The sequence below is a fragment of the Actinosynnema sp. CA-299493 genome, assembly GCF_050946825.1.
Classification (GTDB): Bacteria; Actinomycetota; Actinomycetes; order Mycobacteriales; family Pseudonocardiaceae; genus Actinosynnema.
This window is the reverse complement of record NZ_CP191993.1, coordinates 9,252,441-9,269,474: the sequence shown is the minus strand read 5'-3', so window position 1 is coordinate 9,269,474 and position 17,034 is coordinate 9,252,441. Positions and strand designations below refer to the sequence as shown.

General features: G+C 72.4%; 16 protein-coding genes. 6 read left to right on the top strand and 10 right to left on the bottom strand.

What is annotated here, in order from left to right:
- The first annotated feature begins 79 nt into the window (after window positions 1–79).
- Window positions 80–2,161 carry a PhoX family protein gene (locus ACQPYE_RS40290; protein ID WP_498718359.1) on the top strand — a complete coding sequence of 694 codons (2,082 nt, stop codon included), beginning with the start codon at window positions 80–82 and terminating at the stop codon, window positions 2,159–2,161.
- A gap of 204 nt (window positions 2,162–2,365) precedes the next feature.
- Complete coding sequence (locus ACQPYE_RS40285) at window positions 2,366–3,046, top strand: SDR family oxidoreductase (RefSeq protein WP_498718358.1); 681 nt, start codon at window positions 2,366–2,368, stop codon at window positions 3,044–3,046.
- A gap of 1 nt (window position 3,047) precedes the next feature.
- Here the strand turns inward: ACQPYE_RS40285 and ACQPYE_RS40280 are convergent, their stop codons facing one another.
- A complete protein-coding gene (locus tag ACQPYE_RS40280; RefSeq protein WP_498718357.1) occupies window positions 3,048–4,349 on the bottom strand; it encodes an amidohydrolase family protein in 1,302 nt (433 codons plus the stop codon).
- A gap of 233 nt (window positions 4,350–4,582) precedes the next feature.
- Between ACQPYE_RS40280 and ACQPYE_RS40275 the strand changes: the two genes are divergently transcribed.
- A complete protein-coding gene (locus ACQPYE_RS40275; RefSeq protein WP_498718356.1) occupies window positions 4,583–5,437 on the top strand; it encodes a hypothetical protein in 855 nt (284 codons plus the stop codon).
- A gap of 8 nt (window positions 5,438–5,445) precedes the next feature.
- On the opposite strand, the gene ACQPYE_RS40270 is transcribed toward ACQPYE_RS40275, so the two are convergent.
- From ACQPYE_RS40270 to ACQPYE_RS40255, 4 genes are all read right to left on the bottom strand, one after another.
- Entirely contained in the window at window positions 5,446–6,606 is a 1,161-nt protein-coding gene (locus tag ACQPYE_RS40270) for a sensor histidine kinase (RefSeq protein ID WP_498718355.1), read from the bottom strand.
- 286 nt (window positions 6,607–6,892) lie between these two features.
- Window positions 6,893–8,023 carry a nitric oxide synthase oxygenase gene (locus ACQPYE_RS40265; RefSeq protein ID WP_498718354.1) on the bottom strand — a complete coding sequence of 377 codons (1,131 nt, stop codon included), beginning with the start codon at window positions 8,021–8,023 and terminating at the stop codon, window positions 6,893–6,895.
- Window positions 8,024–8,168: 145 nt separating this feature from the next.
- A complete protein-coding gene (gene trmB / locus ACQPYE_RS40260; protein ID WP_498723085.1) occupies window positions 8,169–8,810 on the bottom strand; it encodes a tRNA (guanosine(46)-N7)-methyltransferase TrmB in 642 nt (213 codons plus the stop codon).
- Window positions 8,811–8,902: 92 nt separating this feature from the next.
- On the bottom strand, window positions 8,903–9,277 hold the full coding sequence (locus tag ACQPYE_RS40255) for a hypothetical protein (RefSeq protein ID WP_498718353.1): 375 nt from the start codon (window positions 9,275–9,277) through the stop codon (window positions 8,903–8,905).
- A 436-nt stretch (window positions 9,278–9,713) separates the two neighbouring features.
- Between ACQPYE_RS40255 and ACQPYE_RS40250 the strand changes: the two genes are divergently transcribed.
- The gene (locus ACQPYE_RS40250; protein ID WP_498718352.1) at window positions 9,714–10,913 is read left to right on the top strand and encodes a S8 family serine peptidase; all 1,200 of its coding nucleotides are present in this window, start codon (window positions 9,714–9,716) and stop codon (window positions 10,911–10,913) included.
- 52 nt (window positions 10,914–10,965) lie between these two features.
- Here ACQPYE_RS40250 and ACQPYE_RS40245 read toward each other — a convergent pair whose 3' ends face one another.
- The 4 genes from ACQPYE_RS40245 to ACQPYE_RS40230 all read right to left on the bottom strand — a co-directional run bounded on the left by ACQPYE_RS40245 (window position 10,966) and on the right by ACQPYE_RS40230 (window position 14,793).
- Complete coding sequence (locus ACQPYE_RS40245) at window positions 10,966–11,874, bottom strand: ABC transporter ATP-binding protein (RefSeq protein WP_498718351.1); 909 nt, start codon at window positions 11,872–11,874, stop codon at window positions 10,966–10,968.
- A 134-nt stretch (window positions 11,875–12,008) separates the two neighbouring features.
- Window positions 12,009–12,770, bottom strand: coding sequence for a hypothetical protein (locus tag ACQPYE_RS40240; RefSeq protein ID WP_498718350.1), 762 nt, complete (start codon window positions 12,768–12,770; stop codon window positions 12,009–12,011).
- Between the two features lie 6 nt (window positions 12,771–12,776).
- Entirely contained in the window at window positions 12,777–13,697 is a 921-nt protein-coding gene (locus tag ACQPYE_RS40235; RefSeq protein WP_498718348.1) for an ABC transporter ATP-binding protein, read from the bottom strand.
- A gap of 301 nt (window positions 13,698–13,998) precedes the next feature.
- A complete protein-coding gene (locus tag ACQPYE_RS40230; protein WP_498718347.1) occupies window positions 13,999–14,793 on the bottom strand; it encodes an HAD family hydrolase in 795 nt (264 codons plus the stop codon).
- Between the two features lie 50 nt (window positions 14,794–14,843).
- On the opposite strand from ACQPYE_RS40230, the gene ACQPYE_RS40225 reads away from it, so the two are divergent.
- Both ACQPYE_RS40225 and ACQPYE_RS40220 read left to right on the top strand, forming a co-directional pair.
- Window positions 14,844–15,416 carry a TetR/AcrR family transcriptional regulator gene (locus ACQPYE_RS40225; protein ID WP_498718346.1) on the top strand — a complete coding sequence of 191 codons (573 nt, stop codon included), beginning with the start codon at window positions 14,844–14,846 and terminating at the stop codon, window positions 15,414–15,416.
- On the top strand, window positions 15,416–16,327 hold the full coding sequence (locus tag ACQPYE_RS40220) for an SDR family oxidoreductase (RefSeq protein WP_498723084.1): 912 nt from the start codon (window positions 15,416–15,418) through the stop codon (window positions 16,325–16,327). The genes ACQPYE_RS40225 and ACQPYE_RS40220 overlap by 1 nt, the downstream gene beginning before the upstream one ends.
- A 25-nt stretch (window positions 16,328–16,352) precedes the next feature.
- On the opposite strand, the gene ACQPYE_RS40215 is transcribed toward ACQPYE_RS40220, so the two are convergent.
- Window positions 16,353–17,009 (bottom strand): response regulator, encoded by a 657-nt coding sequence (locus ACQPYE_RS40215; RefSeq protein WP_053714464.1) that lies wholly within the window; start codon window positions 17,007–17,009, stop codon window positions 16,353–16,355.
- Window positions 17,010–17,034: the final 25 nt, after the last annotated feature.

The following is a 17,034-nucleotide window of genomic DNA, read 5'->3' as shown; positions in this document are numbered from 1 at the left end:
GTTCACCTCGAAGTCCGCTGGTGGAGGGCTTGCCCTCTTACGGTCGCCCGGTTCCCACTGAGCGATCTCGGAGGCCCGTGTGTCCTCATCCACCGATCGGGGGCGGCGCCTGCTGCCCCTCCTGCCCAACCACCCGCTCGGGCGTTCGGCGATCACCTGCAAGTACCGCTGCGGCGACGCGTGCGCCCACGAGGCGCCCAACACGTCCGACAACGCCTACTTCGGTGACGTCGTCGGCGAGGTCGTGCGCCGGCGCGGCCTGCTCAAGGCGGGCGCGGTGCTCGCCGTCGCGGGCGCGGGTGTCGGGCTGGTCGGTGTCGGCAGCGCCGCCGCCAAGCCCCAGGTCGAGGTCGACGTCGACCTGGGCGGCGGTCGCCGCCGCGACGGCCTGAACTTCGCCGCCGTCGCGCCCAACACCGAGGACCGCGTCGTCACGCCCGAGGGCTACGAGCAGGGCGTCGTGCTGCGCTGGGGCGACCCGGTGGTGCCCGGCGCGCCCGCGTTCGACTTCGACCGCCAGACCGCGGCGGCGCAGGCGAAGCAGTTCGGCTACAACTGCGACTTCCTCGGCCTGGTGCCCCTCGGCGGCCACGACGAGTGGCTGCTCGTGGCCAACCACGAGTACACCACCGAGGAATTCCTGTTCAAGGGCTGGGACGCGAACAACCCCACCCGCGAGCAGACCGAGATCGCCTGGGCCGCGCACGGCATGTCCGTGGTGCGGGTCGAGCGCGACCGCCGCAGCGGCAAGCTCGTGCCGCAGCCGGACCGGCGCCACAACCGCCGCATCACCGCCACCACGCCGTTCAAGGTGACCGGCCCGGCGGCGGGTTCGGCGCTGCTCAAGACGTCGGCCGACCCGACGGGCACCCGTGTCCTGGGCACGTTGAACAACTGCGCGGGCGGCGTCACGCCGTGGGGCACGATCCTGTCCGGCGAGGAGAACTTCAACCAGTACTTCGCCAACGCGGGTGCCACCACCGACCCGGTCGCGAAGGCGCGGCTGACCCGCTACGGCCTGTCCGGCGCGGCGTCCACCCGCAAGTGGGAGCGGTTCGACCAGCGCTTCGACGTGGCGCAGGAGCCCAACGAGGTCAACCGGTTCGGCTGGGTCGTCGAGATCGACCCGCTCGACCCGGACTCGACCCCGGTCAAGCACACCGCGCTGGGCCGCTTCAAGCACGAGGGCGCGAACGTGATCGTCGCCCGCGACGGCCGCGTGGTCGCGTACATGGGCGACGACGAGCGCTTCGACTACATGTACAAGTTCGTGTCCGACGAGAAGGTCAAGCCGGGCAACAGCAAGCACGCGCGCGAGCACAACAAGAAGCTGCTGGACAAGGGCACGCTGTACGTCGCCAAGTTCACCGGCGACAGCCCGGTCGCCGAGGTCGACGGCTCCGGCGCGCTGCCCGCCGACGGCGAGTTCGACGGCTCCGGCGAGTGGATCCCGCTGGCCGCGGGCAACCGCTCGTTCGTGCCCGGCTTCACCGCCGAGGAGGTCTACGTGTTCACGCGGCTCGCCGCGGACGCCGTGGGTCCGACGAAGATGGACCGCCCCGAGGACGTGGAGCCGAACCCGCGCAACCGTCGGGTGTACGCGGCGCTGACCAACAACACCGACCGCGGCAAGGCGGGCAAGGAAGGCCCGACCGAGCCGAACCCGCGCCCGAACAACCGCCACGGGCACGTGCTGGAGCTGGAGGAGCGCCGGGGCGACAACACCGCCACGTCGTTCTCGTGGAAGTTGCTGCTGGTGTGCGGCGACCCGGCGTCGGCCGACACGTACTTCGGCGGGTACGACAAGACCCAGGTCTCGCCGATCTCGTGCCCGGACAACGTGGCGTTCGACGCGCGGGGCAACCTGTGGATCTCCACCGACGGCAACGCCCTGAAGTCCAACGACGGCCTGTTCGCGGTGCCGGTCGAGGGCCCGTACCGGGGCCGGGTGAAGCAGTTCCTGACCGTGCCGAAGGGCGCCGAGACGTGCGGCCCGGTGGTCGAGGACGACTTCGTGCTCGTGTCCGTGCAGCACCCCGGCGAGATCGACGGCGCGTCGGCCGCCAACCCGCTGTCGCACTGGCCGGACGGCGGCGCCTCCCAGCCGCGCCCGTCCGTCGTCGCCGTGTGGAAGAAGGACAAGGGCCGCATCTGCGGCTGACCCGAGGTGGGGGGCTCGCGCCAAGCCCGAGCCCTCCACACCTCGCGAGTCCTACGTTCACGCCTCGAGAGTCCTACGTTCAGGACACCTGAATTCAACGTTCGGCAGACCGGGTGGTCGGTCCGAGCGTTGAATTCGGGGTGCGTGAACGTAGGACTCTCGAGCTCTGGAGGTAGGACTCTCGCGGGGGTTTAGGGTGCGGGTATGAGTCGACCCGTTGCGCTGGTGACCGGTGCGTCGCGTGGGATCGGTGCGGCGGTGGCACGCGTGCTCGCGCCGACGCACGACCTGCTGCTGGGCGGTCGGGACGAGGGCGCGCTGGCGGAACTGGCCGGGTCGCTGGAATCCGCCCGCCCGTGGCCGGTCGAGCTCACCGACACCGACGCGCTGACCGCCGCCGCGGCCGGCCTCACCCGGCTGGACGTCCTCGTGCACAGCGCGGGCGTCGCCGAGCTCGGCCCGCTCGCCGAGGCGACGGCGGACGTCTGGCGCCGCACCCTCGACGTGAACGTGGTCGCCGTCGCCGAGCTCACCCGGCTGACCCTCCCACTGCTGCGCGCCGCCCGCGGCCACGTCGTGCTGATCAACTCCGGCGCGGGACTGCGCGCCAACCCCGACTGGGGCGTCTACGCGGCGAGCAAGTTCGCGCTCAGGGCCTTCGGCGACGCCCTGCGCGCCGAAGAAGAAGACCTCCGCGTCACGTCCGTCCACCCCGGACGCGTCGACACCGACATGCAGCGCGGCGTCCGCGAGCAGGAGAGCGGCGACTACCAGCCGCACCTCTACCTGCACGCGGACTCCGTGGCACGGGCCGTCGCCACCGCCGTGAACGCGGGTGAGGACGCCCACTTCACCGAGGTCGTGGTCCGCCCCCGCCCCCGCTGACCTACCGCAGCCGGGCCGCCACCTCGCGCACGCCCGCCTGCGCCGCACGCCGGTCCACGGTGGTGGTCTCGCCGTCGGCCACGACCTGCCTGCCCGCCACCCACACGTCCTTGACCCGCCGCGTGCCCGACGCCCACACCAGGTTCGCCAGCACCTGCTCGTCCGGCGCGTCCAAGCCGGTGGCGAACGCGGGGTCGTCCACGTCCACGTGCACCACGTCGCCCCACCGGCCGGGCTCCAACGCGCCGAGGTCGTCACGGCCCAACGCCGCCGCACCACCGCGCGTGGCCAGCAGCAGCGCGTCCGCCGCCCGCATCGCCGTCGCGTCGCCCGTCGTCACACGCGCCAGCAGCGCCGCCAACCTGGCCTCCTCGAACAGGTCCAGGTCGTCGTTGGACGCCGGCCCGTCCGTGCCCAGCCCGACCGCGACGCCCGCGTCCAGGTAGGACCGCAGCGGCGCGATGCCCGACGCCAGCTTGGTGTTCGAGCCGGGGCAGTGCGCGATGCCGACCCCGTGCGCGGCGTAGATCGCCACGTCCTCCGGCGACAGGTGCACGGAGTGCGCCGACAGCACCCGCCCGCCCAGCACGCCCGCCTGCTCCAACAACCGCGGCACGGACCCGTGCGACGCCCGCTGCGCCAGGTCCTCCTCCGCCGACTCGGCCACGTGCACCTGCAACAACGCGCCGCGGTCACGCGCCTGCCCGGCGATCTCGCCGAGCGCCTCCGGCGACAGGATGTACGCCGAGTGCGGTCCGTAGCTCAGCTCGACCCGCTCGTCCGGGCCGAACCGCAGCCCGTCGGCGTCGATCCACCGGGTGATCTCGTCGGTCATCGGCCGCCACGGCATCCCGGGCAGGTCCATGATCGCCGCACCGAACAGCACGCGCGACCCGGCGCTCAGCACGGCGTCCGCGAGCTGCTCGCCGTGGAAGTACATCTCGGCGCTGGTGGTCACGCCGTTGCGCAGCATCTCCACCGCGCCGAGCAGCATGCCGACCCGGATGTCCTCGGGCTTCATCTTCGCCTCGGCCGGCCACATCGCCTCGCGCAGCCAGCGCAGCAGCGGCAGGTCGCCGCCCAGGCCGCGCAGCACCACCATCGGGCTGTGCGCGTGCGCGTTCACCAGACCGGGCAGCAGGATCCCGCTCAACCGGCGGACCTCGCCGTCGAACGCGGGGGCGTCGGCCTCCGCGCCCACGTACGACACCCGGCCGTCGACGACGTCGACCACGGCGTCGCGCAGCACGGTGCAGGAGGGATCGCAGGGCAGGACGACGGGGGCGTGCAGGCGCAGCGGCATACCCCGATCCTGCCCCACTCGATCGAGCGACACACACCGTGGCGGCCCACGCGTCACCCCGTAACCCGAACAGTGGGTTTGACCTTCTGGGGCGGTGTTCACCCGCCGGATGGTCGTAACCTCCGAAACGTTGGGAGAGGTGGTGGTCCCGCTGATCCGGCGAAGGAGTGACAGTGGCTCGTAACGGTGGAAGTGCTCAACCCGGCGAGCGCCGCGGCAGGGGAGAGCCCGCGGTGACGGTCCTGCGCTCGGAGGCTGATTTCTCCGAGCCGGGCCTGTCCCGGGAACGTCGGTGGCTCGCGCTGTTCCTGCTGGTGCACCTGGTGGACGACAACGGCCGGATGGGCACCGCGTACCGGCGGGTGCTCCGGCGGGCGGCGCGAACACCCGGGCACTGGGCGAACGGCCGGTCGCTCGGCGCGGTCCGGGCCGAGGTGACGCGCTGGATCGGCGCGCAGGCCCGACCCGACTGCGTGCCGCCGTGGGAGGAGGTCGAGAACCTGGTCCAGGCCGCCGTGCACCCCACGCTCGTGCCGGACGTGCTGGCGACCGCCCGCTACCTGCACGGCCTCGTCATCGGCGTGGCGACCGACGACCCGCGCCCGAGCTGGCTCGACCCGGAGGTGGACGACATCACCACGGCGATGATCGGCGGGCCGGAGTGGGCCCGCAGGCACGGCCTGGCCGCCCCCGAGGACTTGGCCGCCCCCGAGGACCGGGCGGCCGACGAGGACCGGGCGGCCGAGGACACCGCGACCGGCGGGGAGTCTTCCCAGGACCGGGAGTCGAGGGCGTACGAGATGTTGTGGGCGGTGGTCCGGGTGCACCGCGACGCGGAGGCGCGGATCGCCGAGCTGGAGTACCAGGTGCGCCAGTTGCACGAGGAGAACGCCAGGCTCTCCGGCGACGTCACCACGTGGCTCGGCGACTACCGGCCGACGATCCCCGACCAGGACCGCGGGTCCCGCCGCCGTCCCGTCGTCGACCGCCACCTCGCCGACCACCACCCGGCCGGGGAGGACCCGGCGCGGTCCTTCACCTACCCGCTGCCCGTCGAACTGCCCGCGTCGCAACGCTCCGCCCGGTGACCGGGGCATCACCGCACCACGGGGAGGGCGGCGCGCACTTCCCAGCCGCCGCCCGCCCGGGCGCCCGCGCTGAACCGCCCGCCCAGCAGCTCGACGCGCTCCCGCATGCCCACCAACCCGTAGCCACCCGACCCGCCGACCGGCGACGCCTTCCGCGCCCGCCCGTCGTCGGCGACCAGCACGTGCACCACACCGTCCGAAACGGACACCGAGACGTCCACCGAGGACGCGCCCTCGGCGTGCTTGCGCGCGTTGGTCAACGACTCCTGCACCAACCGCAGCACCGAGCGGCCCAACGACGGCGGCACGGACACTGGCAGGTCGACGTGCAGCCGCACGGCTTGACCGGACCGCTCCACCACCCCGCGCACGTCGTCGGCCAGGTCGCTGGACGCGGTGGGCGCGTCGGCCTCGGTGTCGCGCAGCGCGCCGACCAGGCGGCGCATCTCGGCCAACGCCTCGTTGCCGCTGCGCACGATGATCGGCAACGCCTCGCCCGCCGCCGCGGGCACCGCCTGCGCCGCCTGCGCGTGCACCACCATCCCGGTCACGTAGTGCGCGATCACGTCGTGCAGCTCGCGGGCCAGCGCCATCCGCTCGGTGTGCTGCGCCGCCGCGACCTCGGCCCGCACGGCGGTGGCGCGTTCCCGGTCGCGGGCGCGGAAGTACAGCCCGGTGCCGAGCGACAGCGCCAGCAGCACCCCGCCGAACACCGACTGCGGCCAGAACCCGGGTCCGCTGTAGTCGTCCGGCCAGTACGGCGACCGGTACTCCGGCCGCACCGCGGCGGCGAGGGCCGTCACGGCGACGAGCAGCACCACCCCGGCCACCGCGCGCGCCGGCGGCGCCTGCCGCACCACCACCGCGACGATCGCCATCAGCGCCGCCACCTCGGCCACCACCAGGCCGCCGATCATCGGGGTCACGGGCGCGACACCCACCACGCGCAGCACGACCGAGCTCGCGCCCACCGCCGTCGCGGCGGTCAGCGCGGCGTCGAACGGGCGCCGGGGCGCGAGCACGGCCAGCGCGCACGCCACGACCGCGCCGGGGACGTGCCACCAGCCCCCCTCGCCGAGGAACCCGATGCCGACGAGGCAGAGCAGGGCGCACGCCAGCGGCCACTGGCGGCGGAGCAGGGCCCGCCACCCGAGCTGAGTGCTCTCCACGGGACCTCACGGTAGGTGGTCGCGGCGCGCGACGCGTCCGACCCCGGTCGGGTGGCCCGTCAACCGCGAGGCTGACCCGAACGCCCGGTCAACCACACCAGTGGCCGATGTCGGATGACGAATCCCGGGGTGACTCTTGAGCGGTGAGTCGGGGAACGGGAGGTACACCATGTTCGGAGTGGTCGCTACTTGGGCGGGCGCGGTGCTCGGCCTGCTGGTGCTGGTCCTGATGGCACTGGCGGGCGTGTTGATCGACTCCCAGCGCTGAGCGGGGGTGTGTCGCGGCTCAGTCGCCGGCTCCCTCGGCACGTCGCCGGAGCAGTTCCGCGAGGCGTCCGGGTGACTGGGGTCGGGTCGTTTCCGCGAGGGCGGGGGCGAAGCGGGCGGGTCCGCCGGCGCGGGCTCGGTGGGCCGCCGCCGGGTCGAGCCGGAACGCGGGCCGGTTGCCGGAGTGGCGTTGCCGCGAGCGCAGCCACGACAGCCGGTGCCGCGATTCGGCGTGGTGGTCGGTGATGGTGACGGCGGCGAGGTCGAAGGAGTGCAGCACGGCCCGGTTCAGCTCGACCACGGCGCGGTCGCGCCACAGCGAGCGCTCGGTGGACGTGTCCAGGCCGAGGGCCTCGGCGACGGACCGGGCGGCGCCGCAGGCGTTCTCGTCGGCCAGGCTCCTGGCGCCGATCTCGGAGCCGACGAACCACGAGTTGAACGGCGCGGCGGGGTAGGTGACGCCGCCGATGGACAGCCGCGTGTTGGCGATCACGGGCACCGCGTGCCAGCGCAGGCCGAGCTGCCCGAACCAGGGCAGGTCGGGGTGTTCGAGGACGACCTCGTGCACCACGTCCGGCGGCAGGGTGAACAGCCGCGCGCCCTCGTGCGCGGTCTCCACCACCAGCGGCAGCACGTCGAAGCGGCCGGGCGGCGTGGGCGGCTGCCAGCCCATCGCGCGCACGGCGTCGGTGAACCCCCGGTAGCGGAGGTCGCCCGAGCCGTCGTCGTGGCCCGCGTACCGGACCAGCTGCTCGTTCCAGACGCACGGTCCGGGCGCGGTCGGCGTGTCCGGCGCGAACACCGTGACCAGCGGGCGGATCTCGCCGCCGTTGGTCGCCTGGCGCAGGTGCTCGACGCACTCGCCGGCCACGGCGGCGGCGTTGCGCAGGCCGCGCAGGTCGCGGACCTTGAGCCGGCGCCACGGCACGCCGCTGGTGCACCAGCCGGAGTCGCGCAGGGCGATCCGCGCGCCGTAGGCGAGCTCGTGGGCGGTGTGCCGGTAGGTGCCGGTCCGGGCGACCTCGTCGCGGACCTGGGCCAGGCGGGGTCCGACGGGTCCGGCTTCGGGGTGGGCGATGTGGAACATGCGGAGGAAGCCCTCCGCCGCGTCCACGTCGAACGTTACCGGTTCGTTGTCCACTGCTGTCACGGGCGGCAACCGTAGTTGCGGACCGGTGTGACGCGTCACTGCCAGACGGGGCACGTCGGGTGATCGACAAATTCCACCCGATCCGGTGATGAATCCACGCGCAGTCGCCGCATCGGTCGTCCGGGACCGTGACTTTATGCCACGGTCAGGTGAGCTCGACCCGCTCGAACATCAGGTCGTGGCTGATCCGCTCCTCCTCGACCGCCCGCTGCTCGAACTTGGTGACGGGCCGCCACCCCGGCCTGGGCGCCCACCCGTCGAACCGGTTGCGCAGCAGCGGCTCGGCCGAGCACACCCGGAGCATCTGCTCGGCGTACTCCTCCCAGTCGGTCGCCAGGTGCAGCGTGCCGCCGAGACGCAGGCGCGACGCCACGAGCCGCACGAACTCCGGCTGCACGAGCCGCCGCTTGTGGTGCTTCTTCTTCGGCCACGGGTCCGGGAAGTAGATGCGGACCTCGGCGAGCGAGGCGGGCTCCACGTGCTCGGTGAGCAGGTCGACCGCGTCACCGCGCAGGACCCGCAGGTTCGTCACGTCGAGCGCCTCGGCGCGCAGCAGCAGCTGCGCGAGGCCGGGCTTGTAGACCTCGACCGCCACGTAGTTCACGTCGGGCGCGGCGGCGACCAGCAGGGAGGTGGTCTCACCCATGCCGGAACCGATCTCCAGCACGACGGGCGCCTCGCGCCCGAACCACTCGTCGAAGTGCACGGGACCGGCCGGGAGCGCCTTGACCTCGTGGCCCAAGCGCTCCCAGTGGCGGTCCCATGCGCGCTGCTGCCCCACGGTCATCCGTTCGCCGCGTTGGACGTAGCTGACGACGGATCGGTGGTGGGGCGGTCGCTGGCGGCTGGACGTCACGGGCGTACAGCCTAGGTGGTGCGCTAAGCGATGTTCTCCAGGTCCTCGATCTGCTCGCGCAGCTCGGCGGGGGTGAACTCGATGGGTTGGCGCTGACCGGGGCCCCGGTGCGCGGGGAGCAGGTCCACGAAACCGGGGTGCCGGTGCGTGAACTGCACGGTGGTCGGTTCGGCGGGGCCGTAGACGCCGCTCTCGGACGGCACGAACTCCCAGTAACCGACCTCGCCCTCGGTCGCCCACGGGACGAACACCCAACCCGGCCGGCTGCCCAGCAACCGGGTCACCTCGTCCTCCAGGGCGAACGCCGCCGCGCGCGAGGCGATGCGGCCCCGGTCCAGGGCCCTCAGCCACCAAGGTGCCGGTGCGTCGGGGCCCACCGCGCGGAACATGGCGAGCACTTGCTGCTCGTCGGCCCGGTGTATCCAGGCTCGACGCGTCTGTGCGGGTGAGTCGGCGAGACCGACCCCTCCCGCGGCTTCGATCGCGTGCGACCATTCCAACGCCAACATCGGTTCGACGCGAAGGGCGTGGTCGCGTTGCCGTGGCAGCTTCTTGGACCCGGTTGCCGAGTGGTCGGCGTTCAGGTTCGGATCAAGCACCGTCACGGGTTCACCTCCGGGGGGTTCCTTGACGGGGGACATCCGAATTCGCGTGCGGGCAGGTGCCTGCCTCACGATTCGCGCTTTCCATCTGACCGGGTTCACAAGCGCTTGTCATGGGGCTGTGCCGGAGTTCACGACGTCTTAACGAACGTCTTACTCCACCTGCCGGAATCCGGAAGTGTGAAACATCGTCGACATGGAATAAATGTGATGCCGACCACAGGGGGAATTGGTGACGGGGAGAGCGGTTGTCGCCGCGGTCTTGATCGCGATGCTGGCGCCGGGCGTCGCCCGGGCGCAGACGATCGAGGAGCAGCAGTGGCACCTGGCCGCCTTGGAGGTGTCCGCCGCGCACGCCGTCACGCGGGGTGACGGCGTGGTCGTCGCGGTGGTCGACTCGGGCGTGGACGACACCCGCCCGGACCTGGCGGGCGCGCTGCTGCCGGGCACCGGTTTCGGCTCGGCGAGCGGCACGGACGGCACCGAGGACAAGGACGGCCACGGCACCGCGATGGCGACGTTGATCGCCGGGCGGTCGGTGGACGGCGGCGCGCTCGGCGTCGCGCCCGGCGCGATGATCATGCCGGTCTCGGTCGGCGCGGACGGCGACAAGTTCACCACCGCGTCCGTCGCCGAGGGCGTGACCTGGGCCGTCGACCAGGGGGCCGACGTCATCAACCTGTCCCTGACCTCGCTCGCGACGCTCACCCCGGACCTGCTGCGCGCGGTCAACTACGCGTTCGACAACGACGCGGTGGTGGTCGCCGGCACCGGCAACGACGGCGACGAGCACGTGGGCGCGCCCGCGAACATCAAGGGCGTCATCGCGGTCTCCGGCACGATCGAGGGCAACGGGCCGTGGCCGGAGTCCAACACCGGCCCGGAGACCGTGCTGGCCGCGCCCGCGCAGCGCATCGTCACCGCCGTGCCGGTGTCGGTCGTGGACACCGGCTACGCCGAGGTGGACGGCACGAGCGCGGCGACGGCGCTGGTCTCGGGCGCGGCGGCGCTGGTGCGCGCCCGCTACCCCGACCTGGACGCGGGCAACGTGGTCAACCGGCTGGTCGCCACCGCCACCGACCTGCTCGCGCCCGGCCGGGACAACGTGACCGGGTTCGGCCAGGTCAACCCCGTCGCCGCGCTGACCGCCGAGGTGCCGCGGGTGGAGCGCAACCCGCTGGCGCCGCCGCCGCGCACGTCGTCGGCCGAACCGCCGCCGACGACGGGCGAGGACCTGGCCGTGCCGCCGGCCGAGGCGGACGGCGGCACCCGGCTGCTGGTGGCGTTCGGCGGGCTGACCGCGGTCGGGATCGTGGTGGCGGCGGTGAGCCTGCTGCTGGCCCGGCGCAGCCGCGTCCGACGCGCGCCGGCGCCGGTCGTCACCGAAATCCCGCCGCCGTCCGACGACTTCTGGCGCAACGACCGGTTCTGACCCGGAGCGCGGTCGGCGAATCGGTTTCCCGGTACTCCGAGGGGAGCGCCGGTCACTCGGTCGCGTGATATTCCACGGATTCCTTCGTGAGTTGCATGAAGGCCTCTTCGAGCGAGCCGAGTTGCGGGCTCAACTCGTGCAGCGTGATGCCGTTCGACGCGGCCAACTCGCCGATGAACGCGGGTTCCACCCCGTGCACGACGAGCGCGCCGTCGGCCGCCGCGGCGTCGGCGACGCGGGCCCGCCCGTCGAGCAGCTCGCGCAGCCGGTCCAGCTGCGGCGAGCGGACGCGCACGGTGTCCTCGGTGGCGTCGGCGATGAACTGCTCGGTGCTGGTCTGCGAGATGAGCTTGCCGCGCCCGATCACGATCAGGTCCTGCGCGGTCTGGGCCATCTCCGACAGCAGGTGGCTCGACACGAAGACGGTGCGGCCCTCGGCGGCCAGCCGGTGCATGAACTGGCGGATCCAGAGGATGCCCTCCGGGTCCAGGCCGTTGACCGGCTCGTCGAACAGCAGCACCTCGGGGTCGCCGAGCAGCGCGCCCGCGATGCCGAGGCGCTGGGACATGCCCAGCGAGAAGCCGCCGGCCCGGCGCTTGGCGACCTGGGTGAGGCCGACCGCGTCCAGCACCTCGTCCACGCGCCGGTCCGGGATCCGGTTGGACCGGGCGAGCCACTGCAGGTGCGCCCGCGCGGAGCGGTTGGGGTGCACCCACTTCGCGTCCAGCAGGGCGCCGACCACGCGCAGCGGCTCGCGCAGCGACCGGTAGTCCTGGCCCTTCACGGTGACCTTGCCGCGGGTGGGGCTGTCGAGGCCCAGGATCATCCGCATGGTGGTGGACTTGCCCGCGCCGTTGGGCCCGAGGAAACCGGTGACCCGGCCCGGCTGCACGCTGAACGACAGGTCGTCCACGGCCGCGGTCCTGCCGTAGTGCTTGGTGAGGCCGGTCGCTTCGATCATGGCATCTCCGTCCGATCCGGTGGCGGAACCTGGAGCGGAAGAGCCCGGGCCACCCCCCGAAGGTGACCCGAGCTCCCCCTTTCCCCCGTTCCCGCGCGGCCGGCCCCCGAACGCCGGTCACGCGGGGGTACCCGTTACGCGTCCCGCCGCTTCACGACCACGAGCGAGATGATGAAGACCGCCAGCGAGATGCCGGCGAAGTACCCGAACGAGCCCCACGGGCTCAGCTCGCCGATCGCGGGCGGCCCGACGCCCTCCGGGATCGCGCTCGCGTCCGGGTCGCCGAAGATGAACTTGCTGGCCACGGTGAACGGCATCCACTTCTGGATGTCGTCGCCGATGTTCGGGATGAACCCGATCACGCTCTCCAGCACCAGCGCGAACACCAGGATGATCGACACCGCGCCCGCGGTCTGCCGCACCAGCGAGCCGACGCCCAGGGCGAGCAGGGCGCCCGCCGCGTAGACGAGGCCGACGCCGGCCACGTGCCGCCAGTCGTTGGCGCTGGTCAGCGCGAGGTCCGAGTTGTCCTCGGCGAGCACCCAGCTCAGGCCCCACGACCCGAACGCCGAGGCGAGGCCGACCAGTCCCGACAGCAGCACCACGACGAACGCCTTGGCGACCATCGGGGAGATGCGGTCCGGCACCGCCTGGAACGTCGACTTGATGGTGCCGAAGCGGTACTCGGTGGTGACCGCGAGGGCGGCCATCACCATGACCACGTAGAGGCCGAACGTGTGGGTGAACACCGCGCCCAGCACGGGCATCGGGGAGCCGTCCCAGTTCGCCGCGATGATCGCGGTGATGCCGACGGTCAGGCCGAGCGCCAGCAGCATGCACCACCACGGTGAGCGGGTGGAGAAGAGCTTGATCCGTTCAACGGCGAGCAGAGTCATCGGTGGTCACTTCCCCGTCTCGGCGAGTTCGGCGTGGTACTCGACAGAATCGCCGGTGAGCTGCATGAATGCCTCTTCGAGTGAACCTCGCTGCGGGCTCAGCTCGTGCAGCACCACGCCGCTTGCCGCCGCGATGTCACCGATCTCGTCGCTGAGCGCCCCCGTCACGGTGAGCGAACCGTCGGAGTCCTCACGGACGGTGAAGCCCTTGTCGACGAGCATGGCGCCCAGCTTGTCCGCGTGCGGGCTGCGCACCCGGACGGTGTTCTCGGTCGACCGCTCGACGAACTCGGTGGTGCTGGACTGCGAGATGAGCTTGCCGCGCCCGATGACCACGAGGTCCTGGGCGGTCACCGCCATCTCCGACAGCAGGTGGCTCGACACCAGCACGGTGCGGCCCTCGGCGGCCAGCCCCTGCATGAACTTGCGGATCCAGAGGATGCCCTCCGGGTCCAGGCCGTTGACCGGCTCGTCGAACAGCAGCACCTTCGGGTCGCCCAGCAGGGCGCCCGCGATGCCGAGCCGCTGGGACATGCCGAGGGAGAACCCGCCGGCGCGGCGCTTGGCGACCTTGGTCAGGCCGACCATCTCCAGCACCTCGTCCACCCGGCGGTCGGGCAGGCCGTTGGACTTGGCCAGCCACTGCAGGTGCGCCCGCGCGGAGCGGTTGGGGTGCACCCACTTGGCGTCGAGCAGCGCGCCGACGGTCCGCAGCGGGCGGTCGAGCTGCGCGTACGGCTTGCCGCCGATCAGCACCTGGCCCGCGCTCGGCCGGTCGAGGCCGAGGATCATGCGCATGGTGGTGGACTTGCCCGCGCCGTTGGGGCCGAGGAACCCGGTGACCCGACCGGGCTCGACGGTGAAGGACAGGTTGTCCACCGCCACCGTCTTCCCGTAGCGCTTGGTGAGGCCGACAGCCTCGATCATGATTTCTCCCCTGGACGACACATCCCCCGGACTAGGCTGAACCTTGCCCGGTCCACCGGGTCGCGCACATCGGTCTGTAGTTGACTCGTCAGTGCGACTTCAGTCTTATCGTGGTAGCTACCTCGGTTGTAGTAATCCGTGTTCACCCTGAGTTGTCCCCTAGGCGTTCGCCGGGTCGTTCTCAGGGTCCGCACCCCCGAAGCGGACAAACCAGACCAACCGCGCGAGTCCTACGTTCAGAACACGTGTGTCGTCCGTTCCGGACCCCCGAGTTCAACACTCAGGTCACCGGCGTCATCGGCTACGCGGCGAAGTACCGGTCCAGCACGGCCGCCGCGCCGTCGTCGAAGACCGTGCCGGTGACCGCGTCGGCGACCGATTGCACGGCGACCGGCGCCTGCCCCATCGCGACGCCGTGCGCGGCCCACCGCAGCATCTCGACGTCGTTGGACCCGTCGCCGATGGCCAGCGTGTCCCGCTCGGAGACGCCGAGCCCGGCCCGCAGGTCCTCGAGCGCCGCGCCCTTCGTCACGCCGGGAGGCGACAGCGTCAACCACGCCTGGGTGTGGTCGCACGACGCCGTCACGCCGGGCAGCTCGACGTCGAGCATCCGCAGCGCCAGCTCCTCCGGCGTGCGGCCGACCCAGCGCACGACCAGCCGGGACGTCGCCGTGGCCACCAGTTCTGCGTACGGCACCTGGCGCACCTCGCCCCACAGGTCGCCGTCCGCGAACCGGCCGAACGCCAGGTTGCCCACCCCGGTCAGCTCGACCGCGAACACCGCGTCGGGCAGCAGGGCGCGCAGGTGCTCGACCGACGGCCCGGGGTCGAACTCGACCTTCCGGATCACCTCGCGGGTCGTCGTGTCCCACCACACCGCGCCGTTGGAGCAGATCGCGGTGGTGCCGCGCAGGCCGAGGTCGTCGACGATCGGCCGGGTGCCGACGAGGCTGCGGCCGGTGGAGAGGACGACGTGCGCGCCGTCGTCCACGGCCCGGCCGATGGCCGCGCGCACGGCCGGCGCGATGTCCTCACGGCCGACGGGTGTGATCGTGCCGTCGATGTCCAAGGCGATGAGGCGTGGTCTCCAAGTCACTGGTGTCACCCTACTGGGCGACCATTACTGAACCATGGTTCACTAATGCCGTGGCACGACCGAAGACGATCACGGACGAACGGCTGCTGGCCGCGGCGGGGCAGGTGATCGGCCGCAGGGGGCCGGGGTTCACCATCGCCGACGTCGCCGAGCGGGCGGGCGTCTCGGTGGGCACGGTGGCCGGTCGGTTCGGCTCGAAGAGCGGCCTGCTCCAGGCCCTGACCAGGCAGACCATGGACGGGAACGTCCGGCGGATGCACGCGGCGGCGGCCGCGGCGGACAACCCGGCCGACGGGCTGCGGGCGGCGCTGCTGACCTGGTTCGAGGGCGTGGTGGACCCCGTCGAGGCGCAGCACCACCTGGCCCAGCTCGGTGTCGACCTGATCGACCCGGAGCTGCGGGCGCTGCTCGCCGAGCTGTACGCGGCGACCGAGCGGACCGTGGTGGAACTCGTCCGATCGGTGGACCTCCCGCGCGCTCCGGCGCCGGACCGCGCGGGGAGGGTGCTCACCGGGTTGCTCCACGGCGTGTCGATGGACTGGTCGGTCCGGCCGCGCGGCGAGCTGGCCGACCGGCTGGCGGAAGACGTGGACGCGGTGCTGGACGCGTGGAAGGGGAGATGATGTCGGCGTTGGAGGGCAAGGTCGCGGCCGTCACGGGGGCGACGCGGGGCGCGGGGCGCGCCATCGCGGTCGAGCTGGGCGCGGCCGGTGCGACGGTGTTCGTCGGCGGGCGGTCGACGCGCGAGCACAAGTCGCCGATCGGCCGGGACGAGACGATCGAGGAGACGGCGGAGCTCGTCACGGCGGCGGGCGGCCGGGGCATCCCGGTGCGGTGCGACTTCACCGCGCCGGCGGACGTGGACGCGTTCCGGGCCCGCGTCGAGTCCGAAGGGGACGGTCGGCTGGACGTCCTGGTGGACGACGTGTGGGGCGGCGAGGCGGACACCGAGTTCAAGGTGTTCTGGGAGCAGGACCTCGACCGCCAGCTGCGGATGTGGCGCAACAGCGTGGAGGCGCACTTCGTCACCCTGCACCGCCTGCTGCCGCTGCTGATCCGCCGGCCGGGCGGGTTGCTGGTCGAGGTGACCGACGGCGACAGCGACGACTTCTACGCCGGGTCGCTGGCCTACGACTCGGTGAAGGTCGCGATCCGCCGGATCGGCACGGTGATGGCGAAGGAGCTGGAGGCGTTCGGCGGCACGTCGGTCGCCGTCACGCCGGGCTTCCTGCGGTCGGAGCAGATGCTGGAGCACTTCGGCGTGACCGAGGAGAACTGGCGCGACGCCATCGCCCAGGAGCCGCACTACGCGATGTCGGAGACGCCGCGCTACGTGGGCCGCGGCGTGGCGGCGCTGGCCGCCGACCCGGACCGCCACCGGTTCACCGGCAAGGCGCTCGCCTCGTGGACCCTCATGCGGGAGTACGGCTTCACCGACGTGGACGGCTCGCGGCCGGACTGGGGCCGCTGGTACGAGGAGGTCTTCAAGGCGGGCGTCGACCCGACGACGGCGGACGCGTCGAAGTACCGGTGACCCGCGCGGGACCCGTCCGGCCCGGTCAGACGTCGCCGGGCCGGACGAGTCCCGTCTCGTACGCCAGCACCACGGCCTGCACGCGGTCGCGCAGTTCGAGCTTCGCCAGGATGCGCCCCACGTGCGTCTTCACCGTGGCCTCCGACAGGAACAGCTTCCGCGCGATCTCGGTGTTCGACAGCCCCTTGGCGATCAGCACCAGCACCTCGCGCTCCCGCTCGGTCAACGCCTCCAGCACCGCCGCGTCGCGCAGCTCGCCGCCGCCCTCGCCGAGGAACCGGCTCAGCAGCCGCTTGGTCACCGAGGGCGACACCACCGCGTCGCCGCTGGCCACTGCGCGCAACGCCGACACCAGGTCACCCGGCGGCGTGTCCTTCAGCAGGAAGCCGGACGCGCCGTTGCGCAACGCGGACAGCGCGTACTCGTCCAGGTCGAACGTGGTCATCACGAGCACCTTCGCGGTGCCCGCCTCGGCGATCCGCTTGGTCGCCTCCACCCCGTCGAGCACGGGCATGCGCACGTCCATCAGCACCACGTCCGGCCGCAGCCGCTCCGCCAGCTGCACGGCGTCGAGCCCGTTGGCCGCCTCGCCGACCACGTCGACGTCCTCCTGCGCGCCGAGCACCATCCGGAAGCCCATGCGCATGAGCTCCTGGTCGTCCACGAGCAGTACCCGGATCACGAAGTCACCTTTCCCAGCCGGAAAC